Raw genomic sequence first — 14,670 nt, forward strand, 5'->3', positions numbered from 1 at the left:
AGCATGACCGTACTATCCACTCATCCACTCATCCAAAAACCCGCTCCTCCAAAACCCACCTCACGGGTGCGCGGCTACCCACACGGTACCGTCTTCGTACTCCTCTTTTTTCCAGATGGGTACGACTTCTTTCAGCGTGTCGATGATGTACTGGCAGGCGGCAAAGGAGTCGGCGCGGTGGGGCGTGGACACGGCCACGACCACGGCCACGTCGCCGATTTCGAGGGTGCCGTGGCGGTGCGTCACGGCTACGCGGCGCAGCATGGGCCACTTTTCCTGGGCCATTTCGGCCACGCGGGCTAGCTGGCGCAAGGCCATCGGCGGGTAGGCCTCGTAGTGCAGGCGCACCACGCGGCGGCCCTCGCTGCGGTTGCGCACCGTGCCGATGAAGGCATTCACGGCCCCGGCTTCTTCCGATTCGGCGGCGGCCAGCACGGCCGCCACGTCGATGGGCTGGTCGGTAAGGTCGATTTGATGCATAGATTGATTAACTAGCTGACTACCCACCGCTCACGGGCGGAATCAGCGCGATTTCATCGCGCTCGTGCAGGGCCACGTCGTCGGCGGCGTACTCGTTATTCACGGCCACGGCCAGGCTGCGCAGGCCCGCCAGCGCGGGGTAGCGTGTGCGCAACTCGGCGAGCAGCCCGGCGGCCGACTGCCCGGCCGGCACGCTTAGTTCTAAAGACGACTGGCCCACGATTTCGCGGGCAATGCCGAAGAGGGCGATGGTAAGATTCACGAGAGTAATAAAGTAATAATCAGCCCCCTATCGTGGCCATGCTCTCAAAATTGAGCTGATGCACGGGGCGCTGGCGCTCGGCCTCAAAGCCATTGGCCGCGCGGTGATAAAACGCCTGGCTGAGCGCCTCGGCAATCGTGTGGTCGGACGCGCCGCCGCGCAGCAGCGCCCGCAAATCGAGCCCACCCTGGTCGTAGAGGCAGGTTTTGATGCCGCCTTCGGCCGTGAGGCGCAGGCGGTTGCAGGTGCCGCAAAAGGTGCGCGAATACGCCGCGATGATGCCGATGCGGCCCACGTGCCCGGCCACGGTGTACTCGGTGGCCGTGGCCCCGGCGGCGTGGGTGGGCAGCAGCGGCCCCAGGTGAGCCTCCAGATGCTGCCGGATGCGGCGGTGGTGCCAGGGCAGCGACTCGGGCGTGGCCACGTGGCTGCCCCCATTAAAGGGCATTTCCTCGATAAAGCGCACCTCCACGGGCAGCTCGCGCGTGAGCTCGGCCAGCGGCACCAGGTCCTGGATGTTGCGGCCGTCCATCACTACGGCGTTGATTTTGAGCTGAATGCCCGCGTCGAGTAGCGCGTGAAAGGTTTGCATCACCTGCGGCAGCTCGTCGCGCCGCGTGATGTCGAAAAAGCGCTGCCGGTCAAGAGTATCGAGGCTGAGATTCACGGCCTTTACCCCAATGCGCGCCATCGTGGGCACGTGCGGGGCCGTGAGCACGCCGTTGGTCGTCAGGCTGAGGTCGTCGAGGCCGGGCAGCGCGGCCAGGCGCTCCATGAAGGGCACCAGGTCGCGCCGCACGAAGGGCTCGCCGCCCGTCAGGCGCACTTTGCGCACGCCCAGCTGGGTCATAATGCCGACTAGGCGCAGCATTTCTTCGTAGCTAAGCAGCTCGTGCTTAGGTAGGTACTTGATGCCTTCTTCGGGCATGCAGTAGAAGCAGCGTAGGTTGCAGCGGTCGGTTACGGCCAGGCGTAGGTATTCCAGCGGCCGGCCGTGGGCGTCGTGCAGCGTGGTCGGGGCGGGAAAACTGCTCATGCTTGAAGTAGGCGGCAACTTAAAGGAAACCGGTTTATGCTAACCCCAAAGCGTTATATAAAGTTGGGAATAACGACTGTAGGGTAAGCTTTAGCTTGCCATTGCCGCAGGCAAAAAATTCGCGTGCCACTGCCCACTAACGCCGTTTTGCCTGCGGCAATGGCAAGCTAAAGCTTACCCTACTCAAACTCTTCCAGGCCGCCGGCCAGCGTCTGCACATTATTGTAGCCCAGCTCGCGCAGCAGCGCCACGGCCTGCGCGCTGCGCACGCCGCTCTGGCAATACACCACTACCGCGCCCTGGCGGGGCACCTCAGCGGCGCGGGCGGCCAGCTGCGGCAGCGGCAGCAGCACGGCCCCCGGCAGGTGGCGGCGGGCGTGCTCCAGCGGCCCGCGCACATCGAGCAGCAGGGGCGGCTCGGGCGCGGCCAGTAGGGCGCGCAGCGCGCTGGCAGTCAGAGTATCAGCGGCGGCGGGCGCGGCGCAGCTGCTGTCGAAATAGTCAGCGGGGTTGGCCGTGTCGAGGTCAATCTGGCTTTGCACCGCGTCGCGCTTGAAGCGCAGCGTGCGGCTCTGGAAGCTGAGCGTATCGAGCAGCCACAGCCGGCCGCTGAGCACGTCGCCGAGGCCCAGCACCACCTTCAGCGTTTCGGTGGCCTGCACCGTGCCCACCAGGCCGGGCAGCACGTTGAGCACGCCGGTAGTGTTGCAGTCGGGCGCTTCGGCGGCGCTGGGCGGCTCCGGGAAAAGGCAGCGGTAGGTGGGCCCGCCCTGGTAGTTGAACACCGAGACCTGCCCCTCAAACTTGTAAATAGCTCCCGACACCAGCGGCTTGCCCAGGCTCACGCAGGCGTCGTTGAGCAGGTAGCGGGTCGGAAAATTGTCGGAGCCATCGACTACCACGTCGTAGCCGGCCACTAGGGCGCGTACATTTTCGGGGCTCACGCGCAGCGGGTGCAGCTCGTAGACTACCAGCTCGTTGAGGCGGCGCAGGGCGCGGGCGGCGGCTTCTATCTTGGGCTGGCCCACGTCGGCGGGGCCGTAGAGAATCTGGCGCGGTAGGTTGGTGAGCTCTACCTGGTCGGCATCGGCGAGGCCCAGCGTGCCCACGCCGGCGGCGGCCAGGTATTGCAGGATGGGGCAGCCCAGGCCGCCCGCGCCCACCACCAGCACGCGGGCCGCGCGCAGGCGTGCCTGCCCGGCCTCGCCGATTTCGGCCAGCTGGAGGTGGCGGCGGTAACGCTGGCGCTCAGCGGGGGAAAAGGTAGTCATGCGCTAGTAATCGGCATCGCTGCCAAATAGTTTAACTCAACTTGCGAGGTAGCCGCGAAGCGGCGGCATGTTGGTAGCTACCGTTACCATTCAACTATCTGGAGCCGCGAAGCGGCGGCACCTACGGAGAGATGCCGCCGCTTTGCGGCTCCAAATTGCTAAAAATCATGCTAGACTACCAACGTGCCGCCGCTCCGCGGCTACCTCGCAAGTTGAGTCAGCTTAAACAAACCTGGCTGTTATACTGCAAAACGTCTCACAGCCCGTAGCTCAGCGCCAGGTAGTAGAGCCCGCCCACGCTCGGCCCGCCGAGGTAGCTCACGTAGTAGCGGTTCAGCACGTTGGTGGCCCCGAGCTTGAGGCGCACCTGGGCGGCCGGCAGGTGGTAGCTGAGCTGGGCGTCGAGGGTGCCATAGGCGGGCACCTCGCCGCTCACCAGAAAGGTCTGCGAGAAGTAGCTGACCTGGTGGCGATACGTCAGGCCGAAACCCAGATTACGGTACACGTTTTCGTTGGCTACGTTCAGGTTGTACATCCAGCGCGGGGTGTTAAAGCCGTCTTCGAGGCCGTCGCCGCTTTCGGTGCGGGCCAGGCGGGCGTAGGTGGCATTGGCCCCGAGTAGGTAGCCGCCGGCCACCTCGTAGCGCAGCCCAGCCGAGCCACCGTAGTTGCGCACCTGGCTGCGCGAGTTGGTCCAAAGGCGGTAGCGGGCCTGGGTGGCGCGGGCATTGAGGGCGGTGGCTACGGCACCTAGGCCATCGGGGCTCTCGGCGAGCGGCTGGTAGGTGCCGGGCAGTGGGTCGCGGATGGGCGAGGTAGTGGTGTTAGCTTGTTTGACAGGTACGTAGGCCTCGACCTGCGCAATAAAATCCTGGTACGAATTATAGTAAAAATCGACATCGACCAGCAGCCGGCCGCCCGGCCCCAGCGCCGCCTTGTAGCCCAGCTCCAGCGCGCGGATGTACTCGGGCCGCAGGTAGGTATAGGGGTTTTGTTGCAGCAGGTTTCGATTGGCCAGGATGGCGGCGGCCCGCTTCTGCGCCGTGGACTGGCTGGAGTTGTCGGCGTTGATGCCGGCCGTCACGGCCGCGTTGAAGGCGTCGATGCTGGCGCGGGTGTAGCTGTTTTCAAACACGCCCGCGCTCATCACGCGCAGCCCCCCGATGCGCTTCACCTGCCCGCTATTCACGTTGGAAAAGCCCTCAAACAAGCTCGGAAAGCGGTAGCCGCTCTGGTAGCTGAGCCGAAAATTCTGCCGGGCCACGGGCGAGAAAACTGCCGTGAAGCGCGGGTTGAATTTCACATTGAAGTAGTCGTTTTTATCGACCCGCAGCGTGGCCGTCAGGCGCAGCTTCTCCCGAAAAAGCCGCCCGCCCGCCTGCACGAAGCCTCCGGTTTTGGAATACGCCAGCTGGTCGCCGAGCGCGTCTTTGCCCGGTGCGGGGTTTACGAAGTAGTTGCCATCGGGCATTACCAGGTAGGTGCGGTGGTCGGCCCCGGCCAGCAGGTCGAGCTTGTCGGGGAGGGCGTGGCCGCGGCGGCGCAGGGCCTCGGCTAGGTTCAGCTGCGCCTCGGCGTGCAGCAGGCGGGCCTGCACGCGCAGGGCCGCGCCCCGGTCCCAGTTGTTGATGTCTTGCAGCTCGCCCAGGCGCTCATTGAAGGCGGCGGTGCCGGGCTGGAGGCGGCCAGCGTCGGCGGTGGTGCGGGCGGCGGCGTGGGCGGCCGCCACGCCGGCCCCGGCGGCGGTGGCGGCGTTCCAGGCGGCTGTGTAGTCGGCGTTCCAGGCGGCGTCGGGCTTGTAGCTGCGGTCGAGGTTTTCGGCCATCGAGCGCAGGTTGTAGCTGCGGCCGGTGCTTTCCTGCGTGAGGTAGGCGCGGGCCTGCACCACGGGCGTCGTGAGCGCCAGGGCGTGCTGCTGCAAGCGGTAGCCTTGCAGCCGAAAGCGGTTCGAGCGCTGGTACACGTTGTCGAAGCCCGCCGTGCGGTAGGTGTACACCAGCGCCACGCCCGGCCGGGGGCGGTAGTGCAGCGCCGCGTCGGCCTTGATGGTCTGGAGGTTATAGTCCACTACGTCGCGCTCGTCGTAGCCGGTGCGGCCCACCGCGTACTGCTTGCCGCCCAGCGTGAGCGTCGTGCGGTTCGACGACTCGTTGCCGTAGCTGCTCACCGGGTCGCGGGCCGGGTTGTCGGCCCCGAAGAGCCCGGTCGTGGCGTTGCCGTTGGGGTTGAGGTCGGTTTGGTCGTTGGCTATCCAGTCGTAGGCCCGCAGGTAGGTCGCGTTTACTTTGAAAGCCAACTTCTCCGCTACCAGCACTTTGGCATAGCGCAAACTGGTTTCAGAATACGCCTTGGCCGACGCGCTACCCGCGCCCAGCGTCCGCACGTTGGGGTCGGCCAGGTGGTTCACGCCCGTTTGCTGGCGCACGCTCAGGCCCTGGTAGTCGAAGGGGTTTTTGGTGGCAAAATTGGCCAGCCCGTTGATGGCGTTGAGGCCGTAGAGCGCGGCGGCCGTGCCGGGCACCAGCTCCACGCTCAGGATATCGAGGTCACTCGGCCCCAACACGTTGCCAATCGGCCCGCCGATGTGCGGGGCCTGGTTGTCCACGCCATCCACGAGCTGCGCAAAGCGCACGTTGGTAGTATTGGCAAAGCCCCGCGCATTCAGCACCCGAAAGCCCAGGCTGGGCGTGATAACCTGCACGCCCTTGAGGTTTTCAATCGCGTCGAAAAACGACGGCGCCGCCGACAGCCGGATGGCCTTGAGACCCAGCTTCTCAACCGTGACGGGCGACCGCAAAAAGCTTTCCTCCACCCGCGAGGCTGTCACTACCACCTCAGTCAGCGCCGAACGCAACGTGTCGCGGCGCGGCGCGGCGGGTGCCTGGCCCCGCGCTGCCGGGGTTGATAGTAAGGCCGCCGCCATGGCCCCGGCCGCAGTGTAAAAATGGCGTAGCGACGGAAGTAAGGAATCGGCCAAGCAGTTCGCGTTATATTTTGAAAGATATAACGCGTGTCAGTAGCAAAGGTTTGCGCCCGCGCCGGCTGGTAGCCTCCCCTACTGCTTGTCCTACTGCTTGTTTTTACTGGTAGAGCCGTGCCGTCTCGTCGGCCAGAAACTGCGCGAAGCGCGCCTGCATGGCCTGAAACTCGGCCACGGCCTGCGCGCCGGCCTCAGTGAGCACCGCGCCGCCGCCGTGCGCGCCGCCCGCCTGCGTGCCCACCAGAGGCTGCCGCGCCTGCGCGTTCATGGAGCTTACCAAATCCCAGGCTTTTTTATACGACATGCCCATCTCCTTGGCTGCCCGCGAGATAGAGCCGGTGGCCGCGATGCGCTCCAGCAGCTCGAGCCGCCCGATGCCCAGGAAGCGGTCGGCCGGGCCTTCGACCCAGAGGCGGCCGTTGGCGCGGAAAGGCTGGTTTTCGGCAAACAGCTCGTGCATGGGCTAAAAAGGAGAATGAGGTCGGAGCCCGCAAAAGTAGCCGGCCCGGCCGCTCAGGCCCCAACGGGCTGCCGCAGCAGCCACGCCACGGCCTCGGCCTCAGCGTCGAAAGAGCGGTAGCGCAGCGGCAGACCACTCACGCTGGTGGTGATGTAGGCCGTGGCCAGGCGCGTGTAGGCATCGGTGGACACGATGACGGCCCCGTGGCGGTAGCCGCTGTGCTGCACGGCCCCGGGCAGCCACTCGTGGGCCACCCACTGCTGCTCGGCCGGCGAAAAGGGCAGCATCTCGACCTGATGCACCAGCACCCGGCCCCAGCCGCGCCTTGCCAGCGCCTCGGCAATGGCCCCAAACAGCCCTTGTGTATCGGCCAGAGTGCGCGGCCCGGCCGGCCACACCACGCGCAAAAAACTGGCGGGGTCGGCAGCGAGCGTCCCGGCGGCATTGGCAAAAAGAGGCGTCGGGGAGGCAGGCATGAAGCGGCAAAGATAGCCGCCGGGGCGGGCGCTAGCCCACGCGCAGCAGCCAGTCGGTGGCCGGCGCGGCCGCGTCGAAGGAGCGGTAGCGCAGCGGCAGCCCTTGCACGTTGGTAGTAATGAAGGCCGTAGCCAGGCGGGCGTAGGTATCGCCCGATACCACGATGGCCCCGTAGCGGTAGCCGCACTCGCGCACCGCGAAGGCCAGCCACTCCTGGCTTATCCACTGCTGCTCGGCGGGCGAAAAGGAGGGCATCTGCGTTTGGTCGGCCAGCACTTTAACCCAGCCGCGCTGCCGCAGCCCGTGCGCCAGCTGGGTGAGCAGGGCCTGGGTATCGGCCAGGGCGCGCGGCCCGGCCGACCAGCTCATGCGCAGAAATCCGGCGGGGTCGGCGGCCAGCTCACCGGCCTCATTCTTGAAAAAAACGGGTAACGCAGCAGCAATCATCAGCCAGCAAAGGTAGCGGCCCGTGCATGAGAGCCGCCTGAAGCCGGCTGGCGCGTGGGCAGGGAATAATTACGCCGCGCGGCGCGTTAGGGCCGCGCTGGCCTGCCGACCTTTGCGGGCCAGTATCTATCTGGTTGCCCTCGATATTATGCGTTCGTACGTAGCTTTTTTGCTGGCCGCGCTGCTGCTGGCCGGCTGTGCCAAAGAACCTGGCCCGCAGCGCCTCGATTTTGTGAATACCGCGCGCTACACCTCCAGCAACCGGGTGGGTTTGAACCCGGCCGACACGCTGGCCTCCCGCGTGTTTGCCGAAAACAATGACCTGAACGGGCCGGGGCTGGGCCGGCTCGTCATCACGGTGCAGTACCAGCCCCGGCGCGACCCCTTTCTGTACCCCACGCCTCTTAGCTCGTTCAACCGTGACTCTATTGACAAAAGCTCGGGCAGTTTCGTGTACCTCGATAGCACGCTGAGCGGCAATACCTTCTCGCTTATCAACGTTTTCGGCGTGCGTACTACCACCGGCTCCGAGCGCTGGCAGTACGACCTCTACAGCAGCGCCAGCCCCACCACCGACCGCACGGCCAGCCGGGCCGTGCGCCTGGGCATGCGCCGTCCCGATTCGTTGGCCGTGTTCCACGACTACACGTTTAAGCTCGTGATTCCGGCCGTGGGCGTGGGCACCAACAATGACGTGCGCCGTAATTCGGCCCGCCGCTTTTTGCACCTGCGCGCCGGGCTGGCGCTGCCCGCCTACACGGTCGTGCGCGCTATCGCGCCCGATACCGCGCAGGCAGTAGCGCAGCGGCTTACCGACCTTATTATTCTATCGGATGGCCTGACGCTTGTTTCGCCTAGCTCACCTACCCTGACCACCGTGGTGAACCCCGCCCAAAGACCCGGGCTAAGCGCCTCCCGCTGGCCCGCTGCCAACCGCCGCCGCACCCGCATCTTCCTAACCGGCCTCGCAACATCAGCCTTTGAAAACCAGGCGGATAGTGCTGCCATTCGGAACATCTATGCCACGGCGGCCAACGGCGCACCCGCCACTGCCGGCCAGGTAGTAGGGCCGGTGGCGACTGGGCAGATTTACGCCTTTCGCACCGACGAAAGCCTTCCCCTCGCGGCCACGCAGCGGCCCAGCCGCTACGGGCTGCTGCAAGTTGTCAGCATCCCGACCAGCACCACTACCACCGCCTCGGCCGGCTTGCAGCTGCGCGTGCGGATGGCGAAGTAGAGTAGTAGCCATTGGGCGAAGAACTCAAGTAATTAAAATTCAGCCAAACGCAAAAAGGCGGGGCCGCCAGCACATTGCTGGCGGCCCCGCCTTTTTGTAGCGCTCCGGCAAGCCTTAAAAGGTGAGCCCGGCCGTGAGGGTAGCGGTAAAGCGCGTGTTCTGCACCCGGATTACCGGCTCGGTGAAGTTGTTGAGCAGGTAGGGCGAGTAGTAGGTGTTGTAGCGGGTGTACACGCCGGCCAGGTCGAGGAAATAGCCGCCCGTGCGTACGCCCAGTCCGGCGGTGTAGTAATTCTGGGCCAGGTCGGTGTAGCTGGTGTTCACGGTAGCCTTGTTGTAGGGCGAGCCGTAGTGCGCAAAGCCCAGCCGCACCCGGAAAATGTCGAGCCGCGCCTCGCCGCCAAAGCGCAGGTTCACGGCCTTATCGAAATTTTGGCCGATGTAGGCGTTGGTGCTGGCAAAGCTGGCGTTGTCGCCCAGCGAGTTGTTGGGGTTGCTGTTGAGGCGCGCCTGCTGGTAGCCCACGTACTCGACGTCGCCGGTCAGGAAGCCGTACTTGCCGATGGTAACGGCCACGCCGCCATTGGCCCGGAAGGGCGTGGTGATGCGGTAGGCGTACTGGTTGGTGCCGGTGGTGGCGTCGGTTTGCGAGGCCGCGAAGCCGGGCGTGGCGTCAAAATTGGCGTTGATGGTCGAGCTGTACGTGTCGGTGAGGTACATCCAGGTCGGCGTTTGCACCGAAGCCCCAACGCGCACCACGTCCGAAAAGCGATAAATTAAGCCCAGGCGGGCGTTGATGCCCGTGCCATCGGTTTGCACCTCATCGTGCAGGGTGTAGTTGTTAAGCGGCGTCGCGGGGTCGCTCTCGGTTTCGGTGAGGTCGCGCCGCTGGCGAAAGTTCGACGACACAATGCCCAACCCCAGGCCCACGTACAGCTTGTCGCGGTACGAGCCGCCGTAGGCCAAATCGAGCTGCGACATCGAGCCCGAGCTCACGATGCGCTCGCCCTGCCCGATGGCACCGTTGCGGTTTTGCGTCAGCAGCGAGTACTGGCGCTGGCCGTTCACGCGGCGGCTGGTGGTGTCGGTGAGGTAGGCCCCGAAGGCAATGCCGTCGAGGTTGTAATAGCTGCTCTGCGACTGCGCCACCAGGCTGCCATTGCTGGCACCCACCAGCGGCGTGCGCGGCTCGCGCAGGCGCTGAAACAGCGAGCGGCTATCGGGCAGGGTGCCCTGGTAGTCCGAGCCCGTGTTGAAATCGGCCGTGCGCGTAAAGCCAATGGCAAATGCCCCGCCCTTCCAGTCGCTGTCGGCGTCCTGGCGGTTGCGCCGCCCCGAAAACACCGCGCCCCCGCTCAGGTGAAAGCTGTTGGCACTTTGCGAAAGCTGCGTGGCCGAGCCATTGGCCCCGGGGTTGGTGAGTAGCCCGTCGCCCGAGCCGATGCCCACACCGGGCGTAATCTGAATTTCCGACTTCTGGTAAAGGCCCAGTCCGGCCGGGTTCGAGCTCACGCTGCCGTAGTCGGCCCCGAGGGCCACGTTGGCCCCCCCGATGCCCAGAGTGCGGGCCGAGCCGCCAAATTGCAGCCGCGAGTAGCGCAGGGCGTCGGCTTCATCCTGGGCCATAGCCCGGCTTGCGCCCAGTAGCAGGGGCAAGGCGAGCAAGAGAATCCGTTGGTTCATACAGAAAAAGAAGGGTAAAAAAAGGAGCCGGCCGAGGGGCCGGCTCCTGCACTTGCAAAAGAAAGACCAAAAAAACCGGGCTGCCTAGCGGCCGCGGCGGCCACCGCCGCCCCCACCGCCGAAGCTACCCCCGCCCCCGCCACCACCGCCAAACGACGGGGCCGGCGAGAAGCTGCGCTGCTCCATGCGGGGCTGCTCGAAGCTGCGCTGCTGCGGCTGCTGGAAGCTGCGCTGCTCCATCCGGGGCTGCGAGAACGCCCGCTGCTGGTCAAAGGCGCGCTGCTGCGGCTGCGCGTAGCCATTGGCCTGGCCCTGGGGCTGGCCGCCGTTGGTGTTGGGGTTAGCAAACACCTCGCGGAAGAAGCCCCGGCGCTGCGGCTGCCCGGCTGCGGGCGGCGCTACCTCCGACATGGTGCGGGGCTGGTTGTAAGCACCCGGCGAGTTGGGGTTCATCGTGGCTTGGTCGAAGCGGCGGCCACGGTCCATCGTGGCTGGCTGGCCGTTGCTCAGGCCATTGGCGGTAGGGGCGGCTGGGTTGCCGGGGGCCGCCATGCGGTCGAAGCCCGAGTTGGCCCCGGCGGCAGCGCGGCGGTTGCTCATGGTGCCGGGCGCGCCGGTGCCGGGGGCTACCATGCCGCCCGAGCCAGCGGCGTCGGCGTAGCGGCTTTCGCGGCGGCCCACCTTAATGGCGCCGGGGTCGTAGCCGTTGCGGTAGCTGCCATTCATGATGCCCTGTTTGTACACGTAGTTGCGGGCCCCGCCACGGCCGTAGCCGTAGTCGCCGCCATAATATCCACCCCCATAGCCCCCGCCGTAGGCATAGCCGGGGTAGCCATAGCCGTAGCGGAAGGGCGAGCCAAAGCCACCGTAGTACGGGTAGCCGAAGCCGCCGTACCCGCCAAAGCCGTAGCCAAACCCGATGCTCAAGCCCGAGCCGTAGCCCCAGGGCGAGTAAAACGGCGAGTAGAAGGGGTCATAAAAACCCGCGTAGGCCGGGTAGCCATAGCCGTAGCCAAAGGGGCTATACCCGCCAAAGCCACCGTAGCCATAGCCGAGGCTCAGGCCGGTGCCGTAGCCCCAGGGCGAGGCGTAGGCCATCGGCGCTACCGACCAACTCGGGGTGTAGTTGTAGGTGCTCACGCCCGGCCCGGTGTAGGGCTGGCCAAAGCCGCTGGGCTGCACCGAGTTGTAGCTGGTGTAGTTGTCGTCGTAGTAGTCAGTGCTGGTGCCTTGCTGCGCGGTGCTGCCCTGGTAATCGGGGTTGGCGTTTTCGCCGGCCGGGGCCTGCGTTTGGGTGCTGGCCGAGCCGTAGCCGTTGGGCTGGTAGCCATTCGACTGGTAGCCGCCCGACTGGTAGCTGGTGGCCGGGGCCGCCGCGTAGGTAGTGCGGTCTTTCGACGAGTAGTATACATCGTCGTTCTCCGTGCTGGAGATGGCCCCGGTAGTAGCGCACCCGCCCAGGGCGAGCAGCGCCAGCGCCGGTAGCGCAGTGTTGATTAGAGTTTTCATGACGGAAAAAAGGCGAAGTCAGCCGAAAGCTGAGTGGGATAGTAAAAAAACGTCGCGCGCGTGGAGGGATACTGCGTGAAGCCTGCTAACGTAAACAGACCGAACAAGATACAAAGCAAACCAGGAAACCGGCGGGCGCTCGCTACTAGTAACGTAATTTCGCCCCAAAACGGTGCCTTTATTTCAAAGCTACTGACACAAAACCTGTACCAGTCTCGACCGGGCGACCCGCCCGCCTCGACCGGCTGGTCGCCAGATGCCCGATATGAGTAAAAAGTTGCCTACCCGCCAGGAAGATTATTCGGCCTGGTACAATGACCTGGTGAAGCGCGCCGGCCTCGCCGAAAACTCCGCCGTGCGCGGCTGCATGGTGATAAAACCCTATGGCTACGCCATTTGGGAGAAAATGCAGCGCCAATTGGACGATATGTTCAAGCGCACCGGCCACGAAAATGCCTACTTCCCGCTGTTCGTGCCCAAGAGCCTGTTTGAGGCCGAGGAAACCAACGCCGAAGGCTTCGCCAAAGAGTGCGCCGTGGTGACCCACTACCGCCTCCAAACCGACCCCGACAAGCCGGGCAAGCTGCGCGTAGACCCCAACGCCAAGCTCGAAGAAGAGCTCATCGTGCGCCCCACCTCGGAGGCCATCATCTGGAGTACCTACAAAAACTGGATTCAGAGCTACCGCGATTTGCCGCTGCTCATCAACCAGTGGGCCAACGTGGTACGCTGGGAAATGCGCACGCGCCTGTTTTTGCGCACCGCTGAGTTTTTGTGGCAGGAAGGCCACACCGCCCACGCCACCAGCACCGAGGCCGTGGCCGAAACCCGCCAGATGCTCGACGTGTACGCCGAGTTTGCCGAGGAGCACCTGGCCCTGCCCGTGGTGAAGGGCGTGAAAACCCCCAACGAGCGCTTTGCCGGGGCCGTGGACACCTACTGCATCGAAGCCTTGATGCAGGACGGCAAGGCCCTGCAAGCCGGCACCAGCCACTTCCTGGGCCAGAATTTTGCCAAAGCCTTTGACGTGCAGTTTGCCAACAAAGAAGGCGGCCTGGAGTACGTGTGGGGCACGAGCTGGGGCGTGAGCACCCGCCTGATGGGGGCGCTCATCATGGCCCACTCCGATGATGAAGGCCTGGTGCTGCCGCCCAAGCTGGCCCCGATTCAGGTGGTCATCATCCCGATTTATAAAACCGGCGAATTGGACGCCCTTTTGGAGCGCATCCGGCCCATTCAGCAGGGCTTGGCGCAGCGCGGCATCTCAGTGAAGCTCGACGCCCGCGACACCGAGCGCCCCGGCTTCAAGTTTGCCGAGTGGGAAATGAAAGGTGTGCCCGTGCGCCTGGCCATCGGGGCCCGCGACCTCGACGCCGGCACCGTAGAAGCCGCCCGCCGCGACACCAAGCAGAAGCTGCAACTGCCGCTGGCCGACGTGGTAGACAGCGTAGATAAGCTGCTGAACGATATTCAGTTCACCATCTACGAGCGGGCCAAAGCCTACCAGGCCAGCCACACCACCCGCGTCGAGAGCTACGACGAGTTCAAGCAGGTGCTCGACACCAAAGGCGGCTTCGTAGTAGCTCACTACGACGGCACCTCCGAAACCGAGGAGCTCATCAAGGAGCAAACCAAAGCCACCGTGCGCTGCCTGCCCCTGGCCGAGGCCGACGAAGAAGGCGTGTGTATGGTCACCGGCAAGCCCAGCCCCCGCCGGGCGTGGTTTGCGCGGGCGTACTAGCGCCGCGATTTTGGCTCATTAAAAAGCGCACCTGGGGCAACCCAGGTGCGCTTTTGCTTTCATAGCTCAAGGCGTTAGAGCTGCCGGATGAGCTGCACGGCGTCGGCCTCGCTCATGGCCGTGAGCGGGGGCGTCACGGTCAGGCCATTCTGGGTGGTGAGGGTTTGGGTGCCGAAATAAATTTGATTATTAATGGACTGAAGTACCGCTACTTTCATACTGGCCCCAGTCGGCAATGAGGTTGACCAACTGGTGCGGGCCGCGTTGGTGGGGTAGAGGCGGGCCAGGCCATTCAGCCCCACTACTCGTAGAAAAACCTGAGTCGAGCCAGTGCCACCGGCCGGAATGGTGGGCACCTGCACCGTAACGGTGCCCACGGGGGCCGTTTGGTAGAGGCTCCACAGGCGGTCGATGTTCCACCAGCTAATCGAGTCGAGCGGAATGTAGGTCTGGTAAATCGGTGGAGAGCCGACGGTGCGGATGGTATCATTAGTAGTAGGTGTTGGCGGCGACGTGGGGGGTTCCCAGCCCGCCGAGTCACGCACCAGCGTAGCCCGCTGCTGCCACAGCGACTGCTGCCCGGCGCTCGCGCCTGTGGGCACTGGCGAGGCTACTACCACGCGGGCAGGGCCACTGGCCAGCCGCAGCCGCACCCCATTCTGCCACACCTGGATGCTGAACTCGCCGCCCGATATAAGCAGCCGGCGGCTACCAAGCAGCTGGGTAGGCATGTTGCTCAAAACCATGTCGGGCACCGAATATATTTCGCGAATACGCACCTCGGCCGGGCCGGTAGCGGCCGTGCCATTGGGCAGTAAAAAACCGGCCGACGGAAAGGAAATCCGCGCGCCGCCGCTGGTAGTGAACGTTTGCACGACCTGCGCCGTGGAGCCCAGCGCCAGCGAAAAGGTTTGCACGGGCACACCATTGCGCCGGGTGAAATCGGTGAGCGACGATGGGTTGGAAGCAGGCGCGCAGTCCACCAAGTCGTCTTTGCGGCAGCCGGCCGCCAGCAGCAGCCCGGCCAGGCCGAGCAAAAGAAATAAGCGGTTCATAAAAAGTCAGGAAAAAAGGTGAGAAGGAAAAG

General features: G+C 64.9%; 13 protein-coding genes. 2 read left to right on the forward strand and 11 right to left on the reverse strand.

What is annotated here, in order from left to right; genetic code table 11:
* Positions 1–60: 60 nt before the first annotated feature.
* The 8 genes from VFO93_RS16240 to VFO93_RS16275 form a co-directional block, all read right to left on the reverse strand.
* Positions 61–480, reverse strand: a complete 420-nt coding sequence (locus VFO93_RS16240; protein ID WP_325135421.1) for a molybdenum cofactor biosynthesis protein MoaE — start codon at positions 478–480, stop codon at positions 61–63.
* 19 nt (positions 481–499) lie between these two features.
* Entirely contained in the window at positions 500–742 is a 243-nt protein-coding gene (gene moaD / locus VFO93_RS16245) for a molybdopterin converting factor subunit 1 (RefSeq protein ID WP_325135422.1), read from the reverse strand.
* A gap of 19 nt (positions 743–761) precedes the next feature.
* Positions 762–1,778, reverse strand: coding sequence for a GTP 3',8-cyclase MoaA (gene moaA, locus VFO93_RS16250; RefSeq protein WP_325135423.1), 1,017 nt, complete (start codon positions 1,776–1,778; stop codon positions 762–764).
* Between the two features lie 179 nt (positions 1,779–1,957).
* On the reverse strand, positions 1,958–3,049 hold the full coding sequence (locus VFO93_RS16255; RefSeq protein WP_325135424.1) for a HesA/MoeB/ThiF family protein: 1,092 nt from the start codon (positions 3,047–3,049) through the stop codon (positions 1,958–1,960).
* Positions 3,050–3,305: 256 nt separating this feature from the next.
* Positions 3,306–6,026, reverse strand: a complete 2,721-nt coding sequence (locus tag VFO93_RS16260) for a TonB-dependent receptor (protein WP_325135425.1) — start codon at positions 6,024–6,026, stop codon at positions 3,306–3,308.
* A 103-nt stretch (positions 6,027–6,129) separates the two neighbouring features.
* A complete protein-coding gene (locus tag VFO93_RS16265; RefSeq protein ID WP_325135426.1) occupies positions 6,130–6,489 on the reverse strand; it encodes a winged helix-turn-helix domain-containing protein in 360 nt (119 codons plus the stop codon).
* Between the two features lie 53 nt (positions 6,490–6,542).
* Positions 6,543–6,965: an STAS/SEC14 domain-containing protein gene (locus tag VFO93_RS16270; protein WP_325135427.1), complete on the reverse strand. Its 423-nt coding sequence runs from the start codon at positions 6,963–6,965 to the stop codon at positions 6,543–6,545.
* A 31-nt stretch (positions 6,966–6,996) separates the two neighbouring features.
* Positions 6,997–7,413, reverse strand: coding sequence for a hypothetical protein (locus VFO93_RS16275; protein WP_325135428.1), 417 nt, complete (start codon positions 7,411–7,413; stop codon positions 6,997–6,999).
* Between the two features lie 148 nt (positions 7,414–7,561).
* Between VFO93_RS16275 and VFO93_RS16280 the strand changes: the two genes are divergently transcribed.
* Entirely contained in the window at positions 7,562–8,650 is a 1,089-nt protein-coding gene (locus tag VFO93_RS16280) for a hypothetical protein (RefSeq protein ID WP_325135429.1), read from the forward strand.
* 114 nt (positions 8,651–8,764) lie between these two features.
* On the opposite strand, the gene VFO93_RS16285 is transcribed toward VFO93_RS16280, so the two are convergent.
* Positions 8,765–10,333 (reverse strand): hypothetical protein, encoded by a 1,569-nt coding sequence (locus VFO93_RS16285; protein WP_325135430.1) that lies wholly within the window; start codon positions 10,331–10,333, stop codon positions 8,765–8,767.
* Positions 10,334–10,417: 84 nt separating this feature from the next.
* Complete coding sequence (locus VFO93_RS16290; protein ID WP_325135431.1) at positions 10,418–11,842, reverse strand: hypothetical protein; 1,425 nt, start codon at positions 11,840–11,842, stop codon at positions 10,418–10,420.
* Positions 11,843–12,107: 265 nt separating this feature from the next.
* Between VFO93_RS16290 and proS the strand changes: the two genes are divergently transcribed.
* A complete protein-coding gene (gene proS, locus VFO93_RS16295) occupies positions 12,108–13,583 on the forward strand; it encodes a proline--tRNA ligase (RefSeq protein ID WP_325135432.1) in 1,476 nt (491 codons plus the stop codon).
* A gap of 74 nt (positions 13,584–13,657) precedes the next feature.
* On the opposite strand, the gene VFO93_RS16300 is transcribed toward proS, so the two are convergent.
* The gene (locus VFO93_RS16300) at positions 13,658–14,638 is read right to left on the reverse strand and encodes a hypothetical protein (RefSeq protein ID WP_325135433.1); all 981 of its coding nucleotides are present in this window, start codon (positions 14,636–14,638) and stop codon (positions 13,658–13,660) included.
* Between the last annotated feature and the right edge of the window lie 32 nt (positions 14,639–14,670).

Source organism: Hymenobacter sp. (genome assembly GCF_035709525.1).
Taxonomy (GTDB): Bacteria; Bacteroidota; Bacteroidia; order Cytophagales; family Hymenobacteraceae; genus Hymenobacter.

What these genes read in the sequence shown, in the direction of transcription:
- VFO93_RS16240 (WP_325135421.1), bottom strand. Translation starts at nt 480, where the DNA reads ATGCATCAAATCGACCTTACCGACCAGCCCATCGACGTGGCGGCCGTG.
- VFO93_RS16275 (WP_325135428.1), bottom strand. Translation starts at nt 7,413, where the DNA reads ATGATTGCTGCTGCGTTACCCGTTTTTTTCAAGAATGAGGCCGGTGAG.
- VFO93_RS16270 (WP_325135427.1), bottom strand. Translation starts at nt 6,965, where the DNA reads ATGCCTGCCTCCCCGACGCCTCTTTTTGCCAATGCCGCCGGGACGCTC.
- proS (WP_325135432.1), top strand. Translation starts at nt 12,108, where the DNA reads ATGAGTAAAAAGTTGCCTACCCGCCAGGAAGATTATTCGGCCTGGTAC.
- VFO93_RS16285 (WP_325135430.1), bottom strand. Translation starts at nt 10,333, where the DNA reads ATGAACCAACGGATTCTCTTGCTCGCCTTGCCCCTGCTACTGGGCGCA.
- VFO93_RS16280 (WP_325135429.1), top strand. Translation starts at nt 7,562, where the DNA reads ATGCGTTCGTACGTAGCTTTTTTGCTGGCCGCGCTGCTGCTGGCCGGC.
- moaA (WP_325135423.1), bottom strand. Translation starts at nt 1,778, where the DNA reads ATGAGCAGTTTTCCCGCCCCGACCACGCTGCACGACGCCCACGGCCGG.
- VFO93_RS16290 (WP_325135431.1), bottom strand. Translation starts at nt 11,842, where the DNA reads ATGAAAACTCTAATCAACACTGCGCTACCGGCGCTGGCGCTGCTCGCC.
- VFO93_RS16300 (WP_325135433.1), bottom strand. Translation starts at nt 14,638, where the DNA reads ATGAACCGCTTATTTCTTTTGCTCGGCCTGGCCGGGCTGCTGCTGGCG.
- VFO93_RS16255 (WP_325135424.1), bottom strand. Translation starts at nt 3,049, where the DNA reads ATGACTACCTTTTCCCCCGCTGAGCGCCAGCGTTACCGCCGCCACCTC.
- VFO93_RS16265 (WP_325135426.1), bottom strand. Translation starts at nt 6,489, where the DNA reads ATGCACGAGCTGTTTGCCGAAAACCAGCCTTTCCGCGCCAACGGCCGC.